Origin of the sequence: Kitasatospora sp. GP82 (assembly GCF_029892105.1) — a bacterium.
Lineage (GTDB): Bacteria > Actinomycetota > Actinomycetes > Streptomycetales > Streptomycetaceae > Kitasatospora.
This window is the reverse complement of the sequence record NZ_JARZAJ010000008.1, coordinates 80,653-101,665: the sequence shown is the minus strand read 5'-3', so window position 1 is coordinate 101,665 and position 21,013 is coordinate 80,653. Positions and strand designations below refer to the sequence as shown.

General features: G+C 71.7%; 19 protein-coding genes and 3 tRNA genes. 2 read left to right on the top strand and 20 right to left on the bottom strand.

What is annotated here, in order from left to right:
• Window positions 1–49: 49 nt before the first annotated feature.
• From P3T39_RS10640 to P3T39_RS10600, 9 genes are all read right to left on the bottom strand, one after another.
• Window positions 50–1,234: a ComEA family DNA-binding protein gene (locus P3T39_RS10640; RefSeq protein WP_280697183.1), complete on the bottom strand. Its 1,185-nt coding sequence runs from the start codon at window positions 1,232–1,234 to the stop codon at window positions 50–52.
• Window positions 1,235–1,401: 167 nt separating this feature from the next.
• Entirely contained in the window at window positions 1,402–2,247 is an 846-nt protein-coding gene (locus P3T39_RS10635) for a DegV family protein (RefSeq protein ID WP_280697182.1), read from the bottom strand.
• A gap of 119 nt (window positions 2,248–2,366) precedes the next feature.
• Window positions 2,367–3,173, bottom strand: a complete 807-nt coding sequence (locus P3T39_RS10630) for a hypothetical protein (RefSeq protein WP_280697181.1) — start codon at window positions 3,171–3,173, stop codon at window positions 2,367–2,369.
• 194 nt (window positions 3,174–3,367) lie between these two features.
• Window positions 3,368–6,250, bottom strand: coding sequence for a leucine--tRNA ligase (leuS, locus tag P3T39_RS10625; protein ID WP_280697180.1), 2,883 nt, complete (start codon window positions 6,248–6,250; stop codon window positions 3,368–3,370).
• Window positions 6,251–6,476: 226 nt separating this feature from the next.
• Window positions 6,477–7,775: a hypothetical protein gene (locus P3T39_RS10620; RefSeq protein WP_280697179.1), complete on the bottom strand. Its 1,299-nt coding sequence runs from the start codon at window positions 7,773–7,775 to the stop codon at window positions 6,477–6,479.
• Window positions 7,776–7,931: 156 nt separating this feature from the next.
• Window positions 7,932–8,004, bottom strand: a tRNA-Ala gene (locus P3T39_RS10615).
• A gap of 84 nt (window positions 8,005–8,088) precedes the next feature.
• On the bottom strand, window positions 8,089–9,801 hold the full coding sequence (locus P3T39_RS10610) for an insulinase family protein (protein WP_280697178.1): 1,713 nt from the start codon (window positions 9,799–9,801) through the stop codon (window positions 8,089–8,091).
• Between the two features lie 3 nt (window positions 9,802–9,804).
• On the bottom strand, window positions 9,805–10,752 hold the full coding sequence (locus tag P3T39_RS10605) for a hypothetical protein (protein WP_280697177.1): 948 nt from the start codon (window positions 10,750–10,752) through the stop codon (window positions 9,805–9,807).
• A 200-nt stretch (window positions 10,753–10,952) separates the two neighbouring features.
• A complete protein-coding gene (locus P3T39_RS10600) occupies window positions 10,953–12,392 on the bottom strand; it encodes an MFS transporter (protein WP_280697176.1) in 1,440 nt (479 codons plus the stop codon).
• A 114-nt stretch (window positions 12,393–12,506) separates the two neighbouring features.
• Here P3T39_RS10600 and P3T39_RS10595 point away from each other — a divergent pair, with 114 nt between their 5' ends.
• On the top strand, window positions 12,507–13,424 hold the full coding sequence (locus P3T39_RS10595; protein ID WP_280697174.1) for a helix-turn-helix transcriptional regulator: 918 nt from the start codon (window positions 12,507–12,509) through the stop codon (window positions 13,422–13,424).
• 79 nt (window positions 13,425–13,503) lie between these two features.
• Here P3T39_RS10595 and P3T39_RS10590 read toward each other — a convergent pair.
• The 9 genes from P3T39_RS10590 to P3T39_RS10550 form a co-directional block, all read right to left on the bottom strand.
• Window positions 13,504–13,576 (bottom strand) — tRNA-Ala (locus tag P3T39_RS10590).
• A 37-nt stretch (window positions 13,577–13,613) separates the two neighbouring features.
• Window positions 13,614–13,686 (bottom strand) — tRNA-Ala (locus P3T39_RS10585).
• A gap of 109 nt (window positions 13,687–13,795) precedes the next feature.
• Window positions 13,796–14,443, bottom strand: coding sequence for a histidine phosphatase family protein (locus tag P3T39_RS10580; RefSeq protein WP_280697326.1), 648 nt, complete (start codon window positions 14,441–14,443; stop codon window positions 13,796–13,798).
• Window positions 14,440–14,877, bottom strand: coding sequence for a ribosome silencing factor (gene rsfS, locus P3T39_RS10575; RefSeq protein ID WP_280697173.1), 438 nt, complete (start codon window positions 14,875–14,877; stop codon window positions 14,440–14,442). Before rsfS ends, P3T39_RS10580 begins: the two co-directional genes overlap by 4 nt.
• A 100-nt stretch (window positions 14,878–14,977) precedes the next feature.
• On the bottom strand, window positions 14,978–16,705 hold the full coding sequence (locus P3T39_RS10570) for an LCP family protein (protein ID WP_280697172.1): 1,728 nt from the start codon (window positions 16,703–16,705) through the stop codon (window positions 14,978–14,980).
• Between the two features lie 16 nt (window positions 16,706–16,721).
• Complete coding sequence (gene nadD, locus P3T39_RS10565; RefSeq protein WP_280697170.1) at window positions 16,722–17,351, bottom strand: nicotinate-nucleotide adenylyltransferase; 630 nt, start codon at window positions 17,349–17,351, stop codon at window positions 16,722–16,724.
• A gap of 112 nt (window positions 17,352–17,463) precedes the next feature.
• Window positions 17,464–17,613, bottom strand: a complete 150-nt coding sequence (locus P3T39_RS10560) for a hypothetical protein (RefSeq protein ID WP_280697169.1) — start codon at window positions 17,611–17,613, stop codon at window positions 17,464–17,466.
• 167 nt (window positions 17,614–17,780) lie between these two features.
• Window positions 17,781–17,930, bottom strand: a complete 150-nt coding sequence (locus P3T39_RS10555) for a hypothetical protein (RefSeq protein WP_280697168.1) — start codon at window positions 17,928–17,930, stop codon at window positions 17,781–17,783.
• 54 nt (window positions 17,931–17,984) lie between these two features.
• A complete protein-coding gene (locus P3T39_RS10550) occupies window positions 17,985–18,140 on the bottom strand; it encodes a hypothetical protein (RefSeq protein ID WP_280697166.1) in 156 nt (51 codons plus the stop codon).
• Here P3T39_RS10550 and P3T39_RS10545 point away from each other — a divergent pair.
• On the top strand, window positions 18,130–19,194 hold the full coding sequence (locus tag P3T39_RS10545; RefSeq protein ID WP_280697165.1) for a M48 family metallopeptidase: 1,065 nt from the start codon (window positions 18,130–18,132) through the stop codon (window positions 19,192–19,194). The two genes, P3T39_RS10550 and P3T39_RS10545, sit on opposite strands and share 11 nt — an antisense overlap.
• A 24-nt stretch (window positions 19,195–19,218) precedes the next feature.
• Here P3T39_RS10545 and P3T39_RS10540 read toward each other — a convergent pair whose 3' ends face one another.
• The gene (locus P3T39_RS10540) at window positions 19,219–20,280 is read right to left on the bottom strand and encodes a hypothetical protein (protein WP_280697163.1); all 1,062 of its coding nucleotides are present in this window, start codon (window positions 20,278–20,280) and stop codon (window positions 19,219–19,221) included.
• Window positions 20,281–20,370: 90 nt separating this feature from the next.
• Window positions 20,371–20,958, bottom strand: coding sequence for a hypothetical protein (locus P3T39_RS10535; protein WP_280697162.1), 588 nt, complete (start codon window positions 20,956–20,958; stop codon window positions 20,371–20,373).
• Window positions 20,959–21,013: the final 55 nt, after the last annotated feature.

Below are 21,013 nucleotides of genomic sequence, written 5' to 3'. Positions count from 1 at the left end.
CTCCCTCGGTCGGCGACAACAGGACGGCAAGTCCGTGGACGGCGGTGTGTCAGAGGGTGAGCAGAGCTCGGAGGTCCCCGAACTTGCGCGCGCCGATGCCGCTGACCTGACGGAGCTGGTCGAGGGAGCGGAAACCGCCGTGCTCCTGGCGGAAGTGGACGATCCGCTGGGCCAGCGTGGGGCCGACGCCGGGCAGTGCGTCGAGCTGCTCGACGGTGGCCTGGTTCAGGCTGAGCGGCGCCTTCGGCCCGGCGGCGGCGACCGGGGGCGGCTGCCCGGCCGGTGCGCCGACCACGACCTGCTCGCCGTCGGCCAGTAGTCGAGCCAGGTTGAGACCGGCGGTGTCGGTGTCGGGCAGCGGGCCGCCCGCTGCGCTCAGGGCATCGGCGACCCGGGCGCCGCTGGGCAGCGTTCGCAGCCCGGGATGCTGGACCTTTCCCGCTACCTCCACCACCACAACCGCCCCTGGCGGCCCCGCAGAGGGCGAGAGCGGGGGATCGCTTCCCCCGTGCACCGCCGCCGCAGGACTGGCAGTGCCGGCCGTCACGGTCGGAATCGTGACCGGCTGCGGACGGCCGAGCCAGAAGTGCTGCACGGCATAACCAACGGCGAGCACGAGCAGCACCGCCAGCCCGAGGATCGCCCGTCGGTCGAGCACCAGGCCTGGGTGGAGGGCCGGCAGCACCGCACGCCGTCGCCGCAACCGCGACGGGTGGACGGCCACCTCGGACGGACGGCGCGCAGCGGCCGACGCCCTGCCCGGGGTGTCCTGCTCGACCGACAACGGCTCTTCGGCGGCTTCGGCCGCCTCCACCTCCTCGTCGTCGAGCTCCTCGGCCGCAGCCGGGGCATGGGCATGGGCACCGAACGGGGCCTCAGGCGGCCTGGCGGCGGCCCGTTCGTACAGCCGCAGCAGCTCGCGGTTACGCCCCGGCGGGACGGCTTCGGCCCCAGGCCCGGATCCGGCGTCGGCGTCGTACTCGGACTCGGCGTCGTACTCGGACTCGGACTCGGACTCGGACTCGGGCTCCCCCGGCGGCCCCTTCGGGAGAGAGTCGGGCCGAGGCGGTGAGACCACCCGCCGGGTGGCCCGGGGCGCCGCCTCGGCTTCAGGGCGGCTCCTGCCCGAAGCGGGCGGCGGCCGATGGTCGGTCAGGAACAGGTTGGCCATCCGGTCCCGGACGGCGTCGGTGGTCTCTCGGCGTCGGGCTGCGCCCGGTGTCATCGTCCTCATGCCGAGGACGGTAGGAGCAGATCGGCAAGCCACCCACGAGCAACCGAAATCCTGTGGACAACCCGGGGTTGTGGATAACTCTTGTCCCTCGAACGAGCGAGTTTCAGCCGACGAAGCATCAGCGACGGCCGCCGGTGCGGCCCTCAGCGCGGCCCTCAACGCGGCCCTCAGCGCGGCGAGACGACCACCGCGAGCAGCCCGGGGCCGACATGTGCACCGATCACCGCGCCGACCTCGCCGACGTAGAGGTCCTTGAGACCGGGTACCCGCTCCCTCAGGCGTTCGGCCAGCGGTTCGGCCCGCTCCTCCGCCGCCAGGTGGTGCACGGCGATGTCGACGTCCGCCTCCCCTGCCCGCTCGACCGCGATCTCCTCAAGTCTGGCGATCGCCCGGGAAGCCGTCCTGACCTTCTCCAGCGGCTCGATCCGGCCGCCGGAGAGGTAGAGCAGGGGCTTCACCGCAAGTGCCGAGCCGAGCAGCGCCCGTGCGGCGCCGATCCGGCCGCCGCGCCTGAGGTGTTCCAGGGTGTCCACGTAGAAGAAGCCGCTGGTCCCAGCCGCGCGGGCGATGGCGGCGGCCACCGTCTCGTCCAGGCCGAGACCCGCCTCGACGGCCTGGGCGGCCGTCAGCACGGCGTGTCCGAGGGCCATGCCGACCAGTCGGCTGTCCACCACCCGGACCGGGATCCCTACCTCGGTGGCGGCGAGGCGCGCGGCCTCGTACGTACCGGAGAGCTCGCCCGAGATGTGCACCGAGACGATCCCGGTGGCACCCGCCTCGGCGGCGGCGCGGTAGGCCGCGGCGAAGGTCTCGGGGCTGGGGCGGGAGGTGGTGACCCTGCGCTTGGCCCGCAGGGCCTCGGCGACGTCCTTGGGAGAGATCTCCACGCCTTCGGCCAACACCTCGTCGCCCACGGCGACGCTGAGCGGGACCACCGCGATCCGGTGCCGGTCGATGGCTTCCTGCGGCAGATAGGCCGTCGAGTCGGTGACGAGTGCGAGGCGGTCGGGCATGAGCCGGAGGTTACTCCCCGTCCGGCTCATAAGACAGCGCCCCACCTGCGGACAGTCCGCGGACGGCGACCACGGCACCTCAACAGCAAGGGGCGAGGCAACCGACGGCCTCTGCGGGGTCAGCCGGCCGACGAGCTCCCGGCAGAGGGCTTGCGGAGACGCTGAGCGAGCCTGGCCAGCGGTTCGGCGGCGAGCCCGAGCACCTCCTCGGCGCTCGGCTGACGCCCCGCGCCCAGGCCCTTGCGGTCCGCATCGGACGCCGCCTGCCCCGAAGCGGAGTACACCGTACCGGCAGACCGCTCCGCTGAACCGGCCGACGCCGACTCCCAGTGCCGCAGCGAGCCCGCCTCCGTCTCGCACGCCTCGCTCAGCCGCGCGAGCTCGTCGTCGGCGAATCGGTGCATCCGGTCCTGCGCGGCCCAGCGCATCGATTCCGCGGAGTGGGTGATCCGCTCGGCCCGCTCGGTGAGCTCGGGCAGCTTGGCGGCGACCCTGGCCTGATCGGGCTCCCGCTCCAGGATCCGCAACTCGCCGTCCAGCTCGGCCGCATGTGCGTCGAGCCTGGTCAGCAGCTGGAGCGCCTCGGCGAGCTGGCTGTCCTCCGGCAGCCCGGCCTCCAGCACCTTCCTGGTGCTCTCCAGCGAGGTCCGCAGCGAGAGGCGGACGGCGGAGATCCTGCCCACGGGACCGGGCTTGGTGAAGGTCTTCGCCTTCAGTGCGGCGTTCTCGACAGCGCGGCGTGCGTTCGCCTCGTGCTCGCCGACCTTCGCCGCCACCCGTCTGGTGGCCTTCACCGCCGCGACCACCAGCATGGCCAGTGCGGCCACCACGAAGAGCAGAACCAAGCCGAACACCACACCGACCGCGTCCATCGCCAGCCACCTTCCCATGTCCGCCGAGAGCTCCACCGTATCCGTACCCGCCACCGCGCGGATCCCCGAAACGGCCGATCCCACCCGAGATCAGGGAAGCCTCAGGGATATCCCCCAATGCCCCAGCAGAGCGGAGAGAGCAGAAAAGCAGGGTGGCCCTTCCCGGAAGCCGAACACCCCGGGAAGGGCCACCCGTCACAAGCGGGAACAGCGAGCCGAAGCCGCCGTCAGCCGTCAGCCGTCAGCCGTCAGCCGGTAACGATGTTCACCAGCTTCGGTGCCCGCGCGATGACCTTGCGCACTGGCGCGTCGCCGATCGCCGCGACGACGGCCGGGTCGGCCAGTGCCAGGGCCTCCAGCTCGGCGTCGGAGATCGACGGCGCGACCTCGAGCCGGGCCTTGACCTTGCCCTTGATCTGGACGACACAGGTGACCGTCTCGTCCACCACGTACGCGGGGTCGGCGACGGGGTAGTCGGTGTAGGCGAGCGAGCCGCTGTGGCCCAGCCTGCGCCACAGCTCCTCGGCGATGTGCGGGGCCAGCGGGGCGACCAGCAGGACGACCTGCTCGGCCACGGAGCGAGGCGTGGAACCGCGCTTCACCAGGAAGTTGTTCAGCTCGATCGCCTTGGCGACGGCGGTGTTGAAGCGCAGCCCGGCCATGTCGCCGCGGATGCCGTCGATCGCCTTGTGCAGCGCGCGCAGGGTCGCCTCGTCGGGCTCCTCCTCGGTGACCACCAGCTCGCCGGTGCTCTCGGAGACGATGTTGCGCCACAGCCGCTGCAGGAAGCGGTACGAGCCGACCACGGCACGGGTGTCCCACGGGCGGGAGACGTCCAGCGGGCCCATCGACATCTCGTACAGGCGCAGCGTGTCGGCGCCGTACTCGTCGGCGATCTCGTCGGGGGCGACGGCGTTCTTCAGGGACTTGCCCATCTTGCCGGCCTCGCGCTTGACCGGCTCGCCCTGCCAGAAGTACTTGCCGTCCCGCTCCTCGACCTCGGCGGCCGGGACGGGGAAGCCGCGCTCGTCCCGGTAGACGTCGGCGGTGATCATGCCCTGGTTGAACAGCTTGTGGAACGGCTCGATCGAGGAGACGTGCCCCAGGTCGTGCAGCACCTTGTGCCAGAAGCGGGCGTACAGCAGGTGCAGCACCGCGTGCTCGGCACCGCCGACGTACAGGTCGGCGCCACCGGCGGGCTTCTGCTCCGTCGCGCCCAGCCAGTACTTCTCGTTGGCCGGGTCGACCGCCCGCTCACCGTTGACCGGGTCGACGTAGCGCAGCTCGTACCAGCAGGAACCGGCCCAGTTGGGCATGGTGTTGGTCTCGCGGCGGTAGGTCTTGACGCCCTCGCCCAGGTCCAGCTGGACGGTGACCCAGTCCTCGTTGCGGGACAGCGGGGTCTTCGGCGAGGAGGTGGAGTCGAACGGGTCGTAGGTGTGCGGCGAGTAGTCGTCGACCTCGGGGACCTCGACCGGCAGCATCGACTCGGGCAGCGCGTGCATCACGCCGTCCTCGTCGTAGACGATCGGGAAGGGCTCGCCCCAGTACCGCTGACGGCTGAACAGCCAGTCACGCAGGCGGTAGTTGACGGTTCCCTCGCCGATGCCCTGCTCGGTCAGCCAGGCGGTCGCCGCGGCCTTGGCCCCGACGACGCTCATGCCGTTCAGGGACAGGCCGTCGTGCGCCGAGTTGACGATGACGGAGTCGTAGGTGTCGAAGGCGTCGTCCCACTCGTGCGGGTCCTCGCCGCGGCCGTCGGTCGGCTGGACGACGCAGGTCATCGGCAGCGAGAAGGCGCGGGCGAAGGCGAAGTCCCGGTGGTCGTGGGCGGGCACGGCCATGATCGCGCCGGTGCCGTAGCCCATCAGCACGTAGTCGGCGATGAAGACCGGCACGGGCTTTCCGGTGACCGGGTTGGTCGCGTACGCGCCGGTGAAGACACCCGTCTTGACCTTGGCGTCCATCTGGCGCTCGACGTCCGACTTGGCGGCGGCCGCCGCCCGGTAGGCGGCGACGGCCTCGGCCGGGCTGTGGGCGCCGTTCTTCCAGTCGTTGTGGGTGTCCGACGGCCAGGCGGCCGGGACGATCGAGTCGACCAGCTCGTGCTCGGGCGCCAGCACCATGTAGGTGGCGCCGAACAGGGTGTCAGGACGGGTGGTGAAGACGGTGATCGCCTGGCCGTCGCCGGCGGCGAAGTCCACGCGGGCACCCTCGCTGCGCCCGATCCAGTTGCGCTGCTGCAGCTTGATGGCCTCGGGCCAGTCCAGCAGGTCCAGGTCCTTGATCAGGCGGTCGGAGTACGCGGTGATCCGCATCATCCACTGGCGCAGGTTCGACTTGAAGACCGGGAAGTTGCCGCGCTCGGAGCGGCCGTCCGCGGTGACCTCCTCGTTGGCCAGTACGGTGCCCAGACCGGGGCACCAGTTGACCGGCACCTCCTTGGCGTACGCCAGGCGGTACTCGCCCAGCACCTCGTCGCGCTCGGCGCCCGACAGCGACGCCCAGTCACGGCCTCCGGGCACGGCACGCGAGCCGTCCTCGAACCGGGCGATCAGCTCGGCGATCGGGCGGGCCTTGGCCGCGTCCTCGTCGTACCAGGAGTTGAAGATCTGCAGGAAGATCCACTGCGTCCAGCGGTAGTACTCGGGGTCGATCGTGGAGATCGACCGGCGCGAGTCGTGGCCCAGGCCCAGACGGCGCAGCTGCTGGCGCATGTTGGCGATGTTCGCCTCGGTGGACACCCGGGGGTGGGTTCCGGTCTGTACCGCGTACTGCTCGGCGGGCAGGCCGAAGGCGTCGTAGCCCAGGGTGTGCAGCACGTTGTGGCCGGTCATCCGCTGGTAGCGGGCGTACACGTCGGTGGCGATGTAGCCCAGCGGGTGGCCGACGTGCAGACCGGCGCCCGAGGGGTACGGGAACATGTCCATGATGAAGCTGTGCGGCTTCGCGGCGACGTCACCGGCGGTAGGGTCGGCCAGCGCACCCACCGGGTTGGGGGCGTTGAACGTCCCCTCCTTCTCCCAGACGTCCTGCCAGCGGGACTCGATCTCCGCGGCCAGGGCCGCGCTGTACCGGAAGGGCTCGCCGGCAGCCTCGACGGCGGCGGAAGCAGGTGTCGTCTCGCTCATGGTCCTTCAAGCTCCATCGGATGTCAGTTAGCGAATCGTCAGCCGGGCCGGGCCCGGCGAAGCGGGCAGCGCCGCAAAACAAAAAAGCCCCTCGCAGGAGGGGACGCCACGCCGACTCCGGCACCGCCCGAGGGCTCAGCCGGTCCTGGTCAGCGCGGCCGGCTAAGGAGCAGGCGCACGGTTCGCATGGGCTCAGGGTACCGCACCGTCAAGCGGCACCCGGCGGTTATCCGGCCTTGACCGCCGCGTCGAACTCGCGCAGCGCGGCGGCCACTCGCACCGACTGCATCCCGGCCGCCAGCAGCCGGGCCTCGTCGGCCGTCCCGGCGGCCGAATCGTGCTCGCCGGTCCTGCGGTAGGAGTCGGCGAGCCGGACCATCAGCAGCGCCTTCGTTCTGGCCCGCTCCGGCGCGAGGGCGGTGATCGCCGAGGAGAGCAGGACGCGGGCCCGCTCGTGGTCGCCGAGGAAGAGGTAGCCCTCCCCCACCATTCCCTCCAGGTCGGCCCGTTCCTGGGTGTGGTTCTCGTCCCCCGCCACCTCGTCCAGTGCCTCGAAGGCCCGGTCTGCGACCGCCTCGGCGCTGATCTGCTCACCCTTCTTGCCGTGTGCACGGGCGATCCGGCCGAGCTGGAGCGCCCGCTCGGCCGGGGCCAGCACCTCGTCGGCGGCGCGCAGCGCGGTGGAGAGCATCGCGACCGGGTCCAGGCCCCGACCGCCCGCGTTGTGGGTGGCCTGCGCGGCCAGGCAGCCGACCACGCTCACGCCGAGCCGGGGGTCGCCGGAGACATGGGCCGCCCGCAGCGCGGCGACGAAGGCCCGCTGGGCGGCGGCGTCGTTGCCCATGTCGTAGTTGGCCCAGCCGACCAGCCGGGCCAGACGACCGGCCACGCCGTACAGCTCCCGCCCCAACTGCTCACCGTACGAGCCGAGTTCCAGCAGCTTTCCGGCCATCTCCAGCTCGGCCTTGGCCAGACCGAGGATCAGCCCGCCGCCGTAGGTGCGTTCCAGGCGCTGCTTGCTGTCGTAGGAGATCCGCAGATCGGCGATCTGCTCGGGGGCGATCCGCAGGGCGCCTTCGCCGCCGGTGACCTCGGGCGGCGGGGAGGCCCAGTGCCGGGCGGCCTGTTCGAGTTCGGCGCCCCGGAAGAGATCGGTGAGCCGGACGGGCACGGCGTCGGCGCCCGCCTCGCGCAGCGCGGTCTGGGCGGTGTCGGCGGTCCACGGGTCGGTGAGCAGCCGGGGCGAGAGGATCTTGGCCCCCCGGCCGCTGCCCATCCGGCCCCAGAGCTGTTCGTACGTCACCGCGATGCCGACGGCCCGGCTGAGCACCTCGCAGACCGTCTGGTCGTGCGGCGACCTGGGGACCATGCCCCGGTCGCGCCACTTGTAGGGGGCTGTCGAGCTGATCGCCAGCTGGGCGGGGAGGCCGGTGTTGACCTCGCGGGCGAGGCGTTCGGGGCTCCAGCCGAGCTGGTGGAGTATCCGGGCCAGTTCTTCGTTCCGCTTGCGCGCCAGATCCGCCATGGCACGACCGTAACCGCCGGGCCGGGCAACCGGGTAGGGCAGCGGCCGGCTGAACGCCGGGGTGCGATACGGGACTTCAGCGGGGTTCAGGACGGCACGGCGCCACCGGACACGCAGAAGACCGCCTCCCGATACGGGAGGCGGTCTTCTTTCCTGTGGAGCTACGGGGAATTGAACCCCGGACCTCTTGCATGCCATGCAAGCGCTCTACCAACTGAGCTACAGCCCCGTGTCCTTCTCGCGTCACCTGCGGTTTCCCTTGCGGTCTCCCTCGGCGACATGGACAACTGTACATGCTCTGGCGGGCAGTCCCCTAATCCGCTCTTCGGCCCGCTTTCCGCCGACGCCGGCGCCGGAGCACCGCCCGGACCAGGCCGGCTTCGATCGCCAGGAGCATCGCGTTGACGAACCACGCGGCCGGGTCGCCCACCGACTGCTTGTCCATGGTGAGCAGCACCAGCAGCGTGATGCCGCCCCACAGCCAGGCCAGGACGGTGAACACCGCCAGCAGGACGCGCTGCCCGCGGCCGAACACGGGTGCCGGCTCGGCCGGTGCGGCGGCAGGCTTGGGCGCGGGCGCCGACGGACGCGGCGGCCTGGGCGCCCGGGGCGGCATCCGTACCACCGCCTGCGGCGGCACCGCGGAGTCCACCGTGGCCAGGGTGTGCGCGTCGACCTCGAAGTCCTCCGGCTCCAGCGCCACGGTGATGCCGTCGGCACCGATCAGCCGCCGCCCGCCGTCCGGCCAGCTGAGCATGGCCGCGCACTCCCGGTAGCGGACGGTCGCCAGCTCGTCGCCGCACACCAGGCTGACACCCTCGGCGCCGACGACCAGCTCGGGGCCGCCCTCCTCCCGGGCGCTGTGGCCGGTGCCGTGCACGGCCGACTCGGACCCGAGCGGCGCGGCCGCGTACCCGGCCCAGTCGGCCCGGCGCCCGGCCGGGACGCGCAGCAGGCCGCTCGCCTGCGCCTGCCTGGCGGCCTCGTGGACCTCGCCTGGGGTCACCGCCCACAGCTCGGCGCGCAGTTCCTCGGCGCTGCGCAGCGGCAGCCCGCCGAGCAGGTCGGCGGCGTACCCGGGCAGGCGGCCCGCGTCGGCCTCCGGCGAGGTGTACGCCTCGTCGGCCCGGCCGCGCACCGTGTCGAGCTCGTTCTGCGGGATGCCGACGGCGGCCAGCCTGGCCAGGACGTCCACAAAGCCGCCGAGCACCGCGTCCTGCTGCTCGCCGAGGGCGTCGGCGAGTCCGGTGACCACGCTCCAGCCGTCGCCCCGGTGCGCACAGGCGGCGGTGGCGGTGTAGGAGTGACCGCCCTCCTGGCGCAGCTCGCGGAAGAGCTCGCGCTCCAGGCACAGGGCGTACAGCGAGGTGGCGGCGGAGCGGGGCAGGACGGCGTTGAAGAGCACCTGGCCCTGGCCCTCGGCGAAGTACGCGGGCGTCTGCGGCAGAGCGGAGGTCGCGGCCGGTACGGGCATCCGGCGGCCCGGGTGGAGCGGCAGCCGCAGGCCGGCGGGAAGGTACTCGCCCGAGACCCAGAGCGCGGCGTTGCCCTGGGTGAACCAGGTGTCGGCCCACTGCTGGACGGTCTGCGGATCGAGTCCCGGCACGCCCCACTCGGGGTAGCTGACCAGGCCGTGACCCTGCGCCCCGTACCGCCAGACGCCGAAAGCCTCGGCGGGGCCCGGGCCGCGTCCGGACTCCTCGGTCCGCAGAATCGACTTCTCGGTCTCCAGCCGTTCCATCGGCAGGGCGGTGAGGGACTGACAGACGCTCAGCAGGAAGGAGCTGACGTCCTGTTCGGTGCCTTCCAGATGGAAGTGGGTGTACAGGGCGCCGGTCGCGCCGTTGAAGTGGTGGTCGGCGACGCCGCTGCGGTGCAGGGCGAGGTGCTCGACGAGATGGGTGATGCCCGCCCTGGCCAGGGGCTCGTCGGCCTGGCCGACCCGGAAGACCAGCCCGGCCGCGAGCCGTCCGGGGCGCTGGGCGAAGACGCCGGGGACGCCGTCGACCTCGAAGTGGTGGATCACGGGTCAGCCCTTCGCCAGTGCGCGATCGCGGTGTTCGGCGAGGGTCTCGGCCGAGTCGCCGAGGTACCCCCAGGGGTAGGTGCTGCCGTACGGGCCCATGGCGCGGAAGTGCACGGCGGCGGTCGCATGGTCCTCGGCGAGCGACGCGAGCATGGCGAAGGTGCCGTGCGCGGTGATCAGCCCGTAGCGGGCCCGGCAGTCGGGGTGCAGTACGGAACCGGCAGCCGCCTGGGCGAGCTCCTGGCGGACCTGCGGGCGGTGGACGTACTCGCGCCGGGCCGCGGCGTTCAGCTCCAGCCACTGCTCCACGTGGTACTCGGCGAGCAGAGCGCCGCTCAGACTGCCGGGCGGGCCGGCCTGGAAGCTGTCCCTGGCGAAGCTGTACGCCTCTTCCCAGCTGCCGCCCCACTTGGGGAGCAGTTGCTGGAGCAGCCGGCTCTGGCCGACGAAGTGGTGCGGGGCCACCTGGTCGAGCCTGCGCCGACGGCGTCGGGCCTCACTGAGGCCGAGCGAGAGGCCGCGGGCGGTGTCCAGTCGCATCACCCAGGCCAGGGCGTACTCGGGGAGGTGCGCGGTGACCTTGATCAGCAGCCGTTCGGCCTGGTTGAGCCGGTCCCGGAAGACCGCCCACTGCGCGGGGGTGACCTTCGAGGCCCGGGCGCCGGTGCGGGCCTCCCAGCCGAGGTGGATGTGACAACCCGCCAGCAGGACGGCGGCCAGCGGGTCGCCGGGGTACTGCTCGACCGCCTGGAGCAGCAGCAGCTCGGCGCCGGGCGCCTCGGCGAGAATCCGGGCCGCCACCACCCGGCCGTGCTCGTCGCCGATCGGAGCGAAGGCGGCGTGCACGGCCCGCCAGTCGGCACTCGCTGCGGCCTGCCGTATCGCGGCCAGCTCGGGGAGGCCGGCCACCGGATCGAAATCCGGGGCGGGCAACTGCTGGGTGGGGAGCATGGCGGCGATCCTAGGCAGCCCCTCCGACAGGAGAACCGGGGCGGATCAGGACAAGTCGCCCATCATGATCAAAGATTTACGGAGGCTTGCCTTCCGCATATCCGCAGACACCCCCCGGTGCCTCGGCACTTCAGGACCGCTCATGCGGCAGCGCCGGGGCGCGGGGGAACTGCAGGGCCGGCCGCGCGCCTCGGTTCCCGTCAGGCGACGACCCGCCGGGTGCGCAGCGAGAAGGTGGTGGCCAGCGCGAAGGCGACCGCGATCACCGCCGAGGTCACCAGCAGCGCGTGTCCCGAAGTACGGGCCACGGCCGGGTAGTCGACCTCTCCCAGGAAGACCGTGCCGAGCAGGGCCACCCCGACCACCTGGCCGAGCTGGATCAGCGTCACCATCACGCCGCTGCCGTCGGCCGCGTCCGCCGGGTCGACCCGGCTGAGCGCCCGGGCGAACAGCGGGCTGTACGCGCACCCGGCCGCCAGGCCCACCGCCGTCAGCACCAGCTCGGTACCCACACCGATCTCGCCGCCGCCGCGCAGCAGCAGCCCGAAGACCAGGTAGCCGGGCGCCACCACGGCCAGCGCGAGCGTCGGCAGCGGACGGTGCAGCCGCTGCGGCAGCCGCTGCCAGTGCAGGCTGGAGAGGCCGAAACCGACCGCGACCGGACCGGAGAGCAGCCCGGCGCGCAGCGCACTGTGGCCGAGCCCGGCCTGCTGGTGCAGGGCGAAGGCGAACATGAAGCCGGAGAAGCCCGCCATGATCAGGAAGATCGCCCCGGCGGCCGGGAGCAGTCCGGGGGCGCGCAGCACCCTGGCGGGTATCAGCGGCTGGCCTCCCCGCGCGGAGATCCGCCACTCGACCAGGCCGAACAGCCCGAACATCAGCACGCTGCCTGCCAGCATCACCCAGCTCCAGACCGGCCAGCCCAGCTCGTGCCCGAGCACCAGCGGCACCACCAGCAGCCCGAGCGCCGCCGCTAGCACCACCAGACCCGCCACATCGAAGCGCCGGCCGGCATCTCCCTGCAGCACCGGCAGCAGCCTGCGGCTGAGGACCAGCAGCACCAGACCGATCGGCACGTTCACGAGGAAGACCGGCCGCCAGCCGGTGCCGAACAGGTCAGCGCTGACCAGCACCCCGCCGAGTACCTGCCCGATCGCCATGCCACCGGCCAGCACCGCCGAGTACAGGCCGAGCGCCCGGGTGCGGGCCGCGCCGGTGAACGTCCGCTGGATCAGGCTCATCACCTGGGGCACCATCAACGCGGCCCCGATCCCCTGGAGCAGCCGGAAGCCGATCAGCGCACCGGTGTCCGGGGCGAGACCGCAGGCCAGCGAAGCGGCGGTGAAGCCCACCAGGCCGTACTGGAACAGCTTGCTGTAGCCGAAGCGCGCGCCCAGCCTGGCACCGGTGATCAGCAGCACCGCGTACGCGATGGTGTATCCGGCGATCACCAGTTGAAGGGCCGCGCCGGAGGCGTGCAGGTCCGTGCGGATGGTCGGCACGGCTACGTTGACGATGGAGACGTCGAGCAGGGCCATGAACTGCCCGGTGAGGACGAGGGCCAGCAGCAGGCCCGGACGGGCCGTGCCTCTCGGGGCCGCGGTCGCGGCGATGGTGTCTCTGGTCTGGAGGTCCGTCATGGATACCAGCGTGGGGGCCCTCGGATACTGGTGGTTAGAGCCTGCTGATCCTGGTACTGGCAGCACCCGGCAACCAGGCTGCCGCCGGCCCCGGGGATCCGTCACGATGGGGGAATGACCGTGCTGGACACACGTACCGAAACCGCCTCGGCCGCCAGCGGCCGGGACCGACGCCGCTCCGAGCTGGCCAACTTCCTCAAGGCGTGCCGGGCCCGGGTCACCCCCGAGGCCGTCGGCCTGCCGCCCGGGGTGCGCCGCCGCACGCCGGGCCTGCGCCGCGAGGAGGTGGCGCAGCTCGCCGGGGTCGGGGTGACCTGGTACACGTGGCTTGAGCAGGGGCGGCCGATCAACGCGAGTGAGCAGGTGCTGGAGGCGGTGGCCCGTACACTGCGGCTGGACAGCACCGAGCGCGAGCATCTGTTCCGGCTGGCCGGCCTCACCCCGAGCCGACCCGACGAGCTGCCCTGCCCCCTCGTGGACCCGGTCAGCCAGGTGATCCTGGATCAGCTGGACCCGCTGCCCGCGGCGATCTGCAACAGCCGCTACGACCTGCTGCGCTTCAACGGCGCGTACGACGCCCTGTTCCCCGGCGCGACCCGCCCGACGGCGCCGAACCGCCGCCGCAACAGCATGTGGTGCGCCTTCACCGTCCCCGCCTGCTGCAACCCCTTCCTGAACCGGGACGAGGAGCTGCCCCGGATGGTCGGCGTGCTGCGCGGCGCGTACGGGCGGCACATCGGGGAGCCGGCCTGGGAGGAGTACATCCGGGACCTGGCGGCGGCCAGCACCGAGTTCCGCGAGCTGTGGGCCCGCCAGGAGGTCGCTCCGCCCCGGACCTCGCGCAAGGTCTTCCGGCATGCCGCGGTGGGCGAGATGCGCTTCCAGGCCTCCTACCTGACCATCCCGGCGACGCCCGAGGCCTACATGGTGGTCTACACCCCCGAGCGCCCGCTCGACCGGGAACGGATGGAACGTCTCGCCGCGGACCCGGGCGCCCCGAGCGTCGATCAGGGCCACGTCCACACCCCCTGAGCAGGCCCGGCAGCCGACCGGGCCCGGCAACGCCGAAGGGCGCCTTCCGGATTCGGAAGGCGCCCTTCGACGTCTGTTGTGGAGCTACGGGGAATTGAACCCCGGACCTCTTGCATGCCATGCAAGCGCTCTACCAACTGAGCTACAGCCCCGCGGACCGAGCGGCCCTTGCGGACCGCCGATGCGGAGTGGAGCTACGGGGAATTGAACCCCGGACCTCTTGCATGCCATGCAAGCGCTCTACCAACTGAGCTACAGCCCCTCGGAGGACTCTCCCGCCTCCCTCCCGGGCGGCGTTCTTTCCTGCGAACGAGGAAGACTCTAGCTGGTCAGGCCCGGAACTGCGAAATCCCGCCCTACGGACACCTTCGTCAGGTCTCGTCCCCGATCACCGGCTGCGGCAGGGTGCCCGCGTTGTGCTCCAGCAGACGCCAGCCGCGTGCACCCCGGCCCAGGACCGACCAGCAGCAGTTGGAGAGGCCGCCGAAGCGCTCCCACTGCTCCGCCTCCATACCGAGCAGTCGGCCGATCATGGTGCGGATGGTGCCGCCGTGGCTGACCACGACCAGCGTGCCGTCCTCCGGCAGCTTCTCGACCGCAGACAGCACCACCGGAACGGAACGGTCCGCCACCTCGGTCGCCAGTTCGCCACCGCCGCGCCGGACCGGCTCGCCCTGCGCCCACGCCTCGAACTGCTCCGGGAAGCGTGCCCGGATCTCGGCGTTGGTCAGCCCCTGCCACTCGCCCGCATACGTCTCCCGCAGGCCCTCGTGGTGGTGCACGTCCAGGCCGGTGACCTTGGCGAGCTCGGCGGCGGTGCGCCGGGCCCGCTTGAGGTCCGAGGACACCAGCAGATCGGGACGGAGGCCGGCGAGCAGCTTGGCCGCCCGCCGGGCCTGGAAGATGCCCTGATCGGTCAGGTCGATGTCGGTCGTGCCCTGGAACCTGGACTCCAGGTTCCACGAGGTCTGGCCGTGCCGCCAGAAGACGATGCGCGGGCCCCGCGCGGCGCCGCTCAGTGCTCGTCCTCGGCGACGGCGTTGCCCTGGGCGTCGGTCACCGCGTTCTCCGGGCGGTTGCGGGTGGCCAGCGCGTCGGCGGGCAGCGGCAGCTCGGGGCAGTCCTTCCAGAGCCGGTCGAGGGAGTAGAAGGAGCGCTCCTCGGAGTGCTGGACGTGCACCACGATGTCCAGGTAGTCGAGCAGGATCCAGCGGCCCTCGCGCTCGCCCTCACGGCGCACCGGCTTGATGTCCAGCTTCTCGCGCAGCTGGTCCTCGATCTCCTCGGCGATGGCCTTGACCTGGCGGTCGTTGGCGGCCGAGGCGATCAGGAAGGCGTCGGTGATCGACAGCACCTCGCTGACGTCGAAGGCGATGATGTCGTGGGCCAGTTTGTCGGCCGCCGCCTGGGCGGCGACGGTGATCAGTTCCTGGCTCCGGTCAGTGGCAGTCACGGTGTTCTTCCCGCTAGATGTACACAGATACGGTTTCCAGGATCTCATGAACGCGAGGAGGCCCCGGAGGGATTCTCCGGGGCCTCCTCGCGACGCGGGGCTACTGAGCCTTGGACGGCTGGTAGTCCTTGCCCAGGACCACCACCAGGTCGGCGTTCTGCGAGTCGGTGGTCTTCTTCACCGCCGTCTCCTTCAGACCGAGCGAGATCGCCAGCGACTTCGCCACGGCCAGCCTGGCGTCGTCGGTGTAGCGGATCTCGCTGAGCGCCTGGGTGCCGCTCACCTTGCTGCCGCTCGGGACGGGATCCAGACCGGAGTTGGTGACCTGCACCAGCGCCGAGCTCGCCAGCTGGTCGTTGCCCGAGGCGTTCACGATGCTGACCCGGGCCGTCTTGTTGGTGCCCTGGGCCTTGTGCACCGCACCGCCGAGCACCTCCTTGACCTGCGCGCCCGCGGTGGCGTCGTCCAGGGTGCCGTCGGGCTGCACCTTGAGGGTACCGACAGCGAAGTTCCCGTCCTTGGCCAGCTGGGCGAGCTGGGCCAGCACCCCGGCCAGGGCCTGCTCGGGCAGCGAGGGGTCGAGCACCGCGTTCATCCGGTGCACATCGTCCTGCGCCTCGGGCAGATCGGTCGGCATGGTCCGCACCAGCGCCTCCAACACCTGTCCGAACCGGGCCAGTTGGGCATCCCGGCCCTCCCCCGGCGCCTGGTAGGTGGCGTACGCGACGGCCGCCTCACCGGTCAGCGAGATGCCCTTGCCCGCCGGGGCGAGCACCTTGCCGTCCGAGGCCTTCACCTCGGCGTTGGTGTCCACCTTCACACCGCCGAGCTGGGCGACCAGCAGCCGCAGGTAGGGCGTGTCCAGTCGCCAGGTGCCCGCCACGGTGGCGCCGAGCACGGTGCTGAGGCCGTCCCGGGTGCTGGACGGGCCGATCGCCTCCATCGCCTGGCCGAGCGGTGCGGTCGAGGAGTCCCCGCTGCTGGGCAGCTTCAGGGTCTCGGGCAGCAGCAGGATCGAACCCTTGTGCCCTGCCGCGTCGTTGACCAGGAGCGCACTGCTGACCTTGCCGTCCAGCTCCCGCAGGTGCACCACGTTCACCTGCCGGGCCCCGGCCGCCGCCGCAGCGGTCCTGGGACCGGACGCGCCGCTCCACCACAGATAGCCGGCACCGCCGCCCGCGAGCACGACGAGCGCCACCACGACGGCGATCAGCCTGTTCCGCAGCCTGCGCTTGCGCTCGTCCCGGCGCTCGGTGCGCGACTCGGCGAACTTCAGCCAGTCGATGACGTCCTCGGTCTCCTCCGCCGGTTCGTCGACGAAGGTGAACTCGCCCGTCGCGTAGTCGTCCAGGGCCGGCTCGGAGTGCTCCGGCTGCGGCTTCGCCGACGGCCGGGCGGGCTGCCTGACCTGCTGCGGGATCTGCTGCTGGGCCTGCTGCTGCAGCGGCTCGGCCGAGCGGGGAGGCGGCGGAGCGACCGGCTGGGCAACGGCCTGGACGACCGGCTGCTGCTGGTAGTAGTACTCCTGGAGCTGCTGGGGCTGCTGCGCCTGCCCGTACGGGTCGTAGCCCGACTGCTGCGGCTGCGGCTGCTGCGGCTGCTGCGGCTGCTGCTGGTAGTAGCCCTGCTGCTCATAGGGCTCGTACGGCTGCTGCTGATAGCCCTGCTGGTACTGGTCCTGGACGTACGCCTGCTGCTGCCCGTACTGGTACTGGCCCTCGGGCTGCCCCTGGGCCTGGCCGTGCTCCGGCCGACCGTACGCGTCGTAGCCCGGCTGCGGATACCAGCCGTCGCCCGTGGGCCCCCTGCGGTCTGACGTTCCGGTCACGCCGTCCCTCCCGGGATCAAGGCTGCTGGGCCGGCGCGTACAGCGCCCGCTTGTGGATGTAACGGACCACGCCGTCCGGGACGAGGTACCAGACCGGCTCGCCCTTGGCGACCCGTATCCGGCAGTCCGTGGAGGAGATGGCCAGCGCGGGCACCTCCACCAGGGAGACCCCGCCCACCGGGAGCCCGGCATCCGACAGGGTGTGCCCGGGGCGGGTGCATCCGATGAAGTGGGCGAGCTCGAAGAGCTCCTCCGAATCGCGCCAGGACAGGATCTGGGCGAGTGCGTCGGCGCCGGTGATGAAGAACAGCTCGGCGTCCGGGTGCAGGGCCCGCAGATCGCGAAGGGTGTCCACGGTGTAGGTGGGGCCCTTGCGGTCGATGTCGATCCGGCTGACCGAGAACTGCGGGTTCTCCGCGGTGGCGATGACCGTCATCAGATAACGGTCCTCGGCGGACGTCACATCGCGGTGGCTCTTCTGCCACGGCTGCCCGGTCGGTACGAAGATCACCTCATCGAGGTGGAATGCACTCGCCACCTCGCTGGCGGCTACCAGGTGCCCGTGGTGGATCGGGTCGAAGGTGCCACCCATCACGCCGAGGCGCTTCTTCACCGGTCCGCCGGGGGTCTCGGCCTGCTGTCCCATGCCGCCACACCTTACGCGACGTCCCTTACGGGCGGACAAACCCGGATATCGGCAGGGAGCGCCCGGCAGTTGGCCGAGCGCTCCCCGTCACCGATCAGTGGTACCGCGCTGCTCAGCGGTCGCGGTTGAAGCGCGTGGTCACGTAGAGCAGCAGCAGGAGGATGAGGAACGCACAACCGCCGGTCACGAGCGGGTTGAGGCTCTCGTGGTTGCCACCGCCCTCGGCGATCCGGGCAACGGTGGGCAGAACGTTATTGCTCATGGTCGGCGGGACCTTCTCGGCTCGGTGAGGGACCAGGATGCGGGCCGGTGACGGCCTGCGTTCCTATCGTACGGGTGGCCCAGTGGCAACCGCGCGGCGGCCCACCGCGTCTGACCCCCCGTAGGCGCCCGCCGGATCCCGGGCCGGACGGCGGACGGCGGACGGTCTCAGTCGTTGCGGAAAGCCCGCGCCATGATCCAGACCAGCAGGCCGACGCCCACGAACGAGGCGACCAGGACGATCCGCAGGAACAGCCCAGGACCCGGCTCGGTGGAGATGGGACCGGCCAGCTGCGTCAGACCGTCGACAGGGGACATGGTGGGCTCCTTGGGACTGGGTCCGGCCCCGCAGGACCGCCTTGTGGAACCAGCCTAGACCGCGGTCTTCGGGCGGGCGGACAGCACCCCCGGCGTACTGTGGGCGCCGGGGACGAGTACGGACGAACAGGCGTTGTAGCCAGTAGCAGCGGGGGCCGGGCGGGAACCGGTGCCGGCATCGACCAGGAGGTACTCACCAATGACCGACATGACCAAGCCGAACACCCCGAGCCGCCGCCGCGAGCGCTTCCCCGGCATCTCCACCCGCGCCTGGGAGCACCCGGCCGACCGCTCCGCGCTGGTCGCCCTGCGCAAACTCTCCGGCTTCGACGAGATCCTCAGGAAACTGGCCGGCCTGGTCTCCGAGCGCAGCGTCCGGCTGATGTTCCTGGCCACCGCGGTACGGACCGGTGAACGGCAGTTCCCCGAGCTGCACGCCATGGTCCAAGACGCCGCCCGCGTACTGGACCTGGAGCGGGTGCCCGAGCTGTACGTGACCCAGGACCCGGCGGTCAACGCCATGTGCATCGGCATGGACACCCCGATCATCGTGGTCACCAGCGGACTGGTCGAGCTGCTCGACGAGGAGGAGCTGCGGGCGGTGATCGGACACGAGGTCGGACATGCGATGTCCGGCCACGCGGTCTACCGGACGATGCTGCTCGTCCTCACCAACATCGCCACCCGGGTCGCCTGGATTCCGCTCGGCAACCTGGCCATCACCGCCGTGATCACCGCGCTCAAGGAGTGGTTCCGCAAGGCCGAGCTCTCCTGCGACCGGGCCGGACTGCTGGCCGGACAGGACCTCCAGGCATCCATGCGCGGCCTGATGAAGCTGGCCGGCGGGCACAACCTCGCCGAGATGAACGTGGACGCCTTCCTGGAGCAGGCCGAGGAGTACGACAAGGCCGGTGACCTGCGCGACGGTGTGCTGAAGCTGCTCCAGGTGCTGCCGCAGACCCACCCGTTCGCGGTGGTGAGGGTGGCCAAGCTGAAGCAGTGGGCCGAGAGCGAGGAGTACCGCTCGATCCTGGCCGGTGCCTACCCGCGCCGGGCCGACGACCAGGACACCTCGGTCGGCGAGCAGTGGAGGGCCGCCGCCGACTCGTACTCCAGGAGCGTCAAGGAGAGCAAGGACCCGCTGATGGGCCTGCTGCGCGATGTGGCGGGCGGGGTCGGCACGGTCGGCGGCAAGCTGCGCGACACCTTCACCGGCGCCCGCGGTACGGGCGGCCCCGAGCAGCAGCCGCACGACAAGGACTGACCCGGCGCCGCTCTGCGGGGTGACTCACTGGCTGGTGGTGATCGGTCCGAGCACCCCGCAGAGCTGCCAGGCGGGTACGGAGTGGTCGGCCGGGTTCACCACGGGCGGCGTGCCGGCCGCCTGCCCGGGCAGCAGCGGCTGCAGGTGGTCGGCCTGCTGCACACCGCAGCCGGCGGGGCCGTCCTGCAGGACGGAGTCGACCAGCCGCACCCGGGCGGCACCGATGTCCGTGTGGTCGAACTCGAAGCGCAGTTCGCGGCGGACGCTGAACAGGCTGACCGGGGCGGAGGTGTCCGTACCCGCGGGCCGCAGCGCATAGACGAAGGTGTGGTCGGTGGCGATCTCCAGCGTCGCACTGTCCGCTTCGGTGACCCGCATGGAGCCGCTCACCTTGACCGTGTCGGCGGCCAGCTCCACCTTGCCCGGGTCGAAGCGGACCAGCCAGCCGACGGCGACGTGGTGCTGGTCGTCGCTCGGAGAGTTGAGGCTCTGGTCGTACTGGGCCTGCTCACCGGGTGTCACCAGACTGCGGACATCTCCCGTCTGCCCCTGCACCAGGGCCGCCTGGGAGAGCGAGGAGGCGATCAGGTAGCGCTGGACGGTGTCCAGCGCCCGGGTGACCTCGACCCTGCTGAAGTGGGCCGTGGCCGCGGCCGCCGGAGTGGCCAGCCCGGCCGCTCCGTCGCTGTACCCCGGGGGCAGCGCGGCGAAGGGGCTCTTCGGATCGGCCACCGCGAGCACCGGCGAACTCGGGCCGAGTGCCACCACACTGACGGTCAGTTGGTTTCCGGTCGGCTGGACGCCCAGTCGGCGCGGTGAGCTCACACCGAAGTAGACGGCCGCCGCGAAGGCCATCGCGACGAGCAGCAGCAGCGCCACCGCCTGCCGGGGCAGCGAACCGAAGTGACCGAACCCGAGCCGCGGCCGCACTCCGCGCGAGTAGCCGCCGAGCCGCTCACTGGCCGACAGCTCCTGGATCCGGGCAGCCCGGACGAACGACTCGTCGAATACGACGGATCGGTACTCGTCGTCGTTTCCGGAACCGCCATCGGGCGTACCCTCCGGAGGTTCACGCGGGTCACCCATAACACCAGGGTAAGACCGGGATACGGCCTGCTTCGAGGGCTTGGGCAGAACTTCTGCCTGGCGGGCGGTGACCGCCCCGAGCGATATGCGTCACCCGGTCTGCAACGCCATCGGTGGGGAGCCGGCCGGGACACTCGGAGGCAGGCCCGGGCTGCTCGTGCCGGTCTCCGGACGGCGGGGCGACTCGGCCGCCCCGGTGCCCCGGTAGATCGCGGCTACCGCCACGGCCGCCACTCCGACCACCATCACCACCGCGAGCACCCAGGCCACCGGACGGTGCCAGCGCTGCTGCGCAACGTACCGGCCGCGGGCCGCCCGCCCGGGGTCGTACCCGAAGGAGCGGGTCTGGCGCCGCCACCGCGCGACACGCCCGGCCCGGCCGGGGGCCGACCACGGGTCGGGGTACAGGCCCTCGTCGTCCAGACCGCCCGGGTGCGGGCGCAGCTCGAGCGGGAGCCCCTCACCACTGACGGTCAGCTCGTAGCCACGGCCGAGCGTCCCGGTGTCCGGTTCGAACCTCGCCTCGGCCGCGGCCAGCTGGCGTTCGCTGGCGCTCGGCTCGTGCACGGCGGCGGACCGGACGAATGCCTCGTCGAGCACCACGGTGGCGAACTCGTCGTCCGCACCACCGTGGTCGGCGCCGTCGGGGTACGGCGAGCCCCCCACATCCTCAGCCACGCACTCAATGTATTACCGGGCGCGCCGTTTGTCTGTGGCTCCGGTCAGTTGGCCC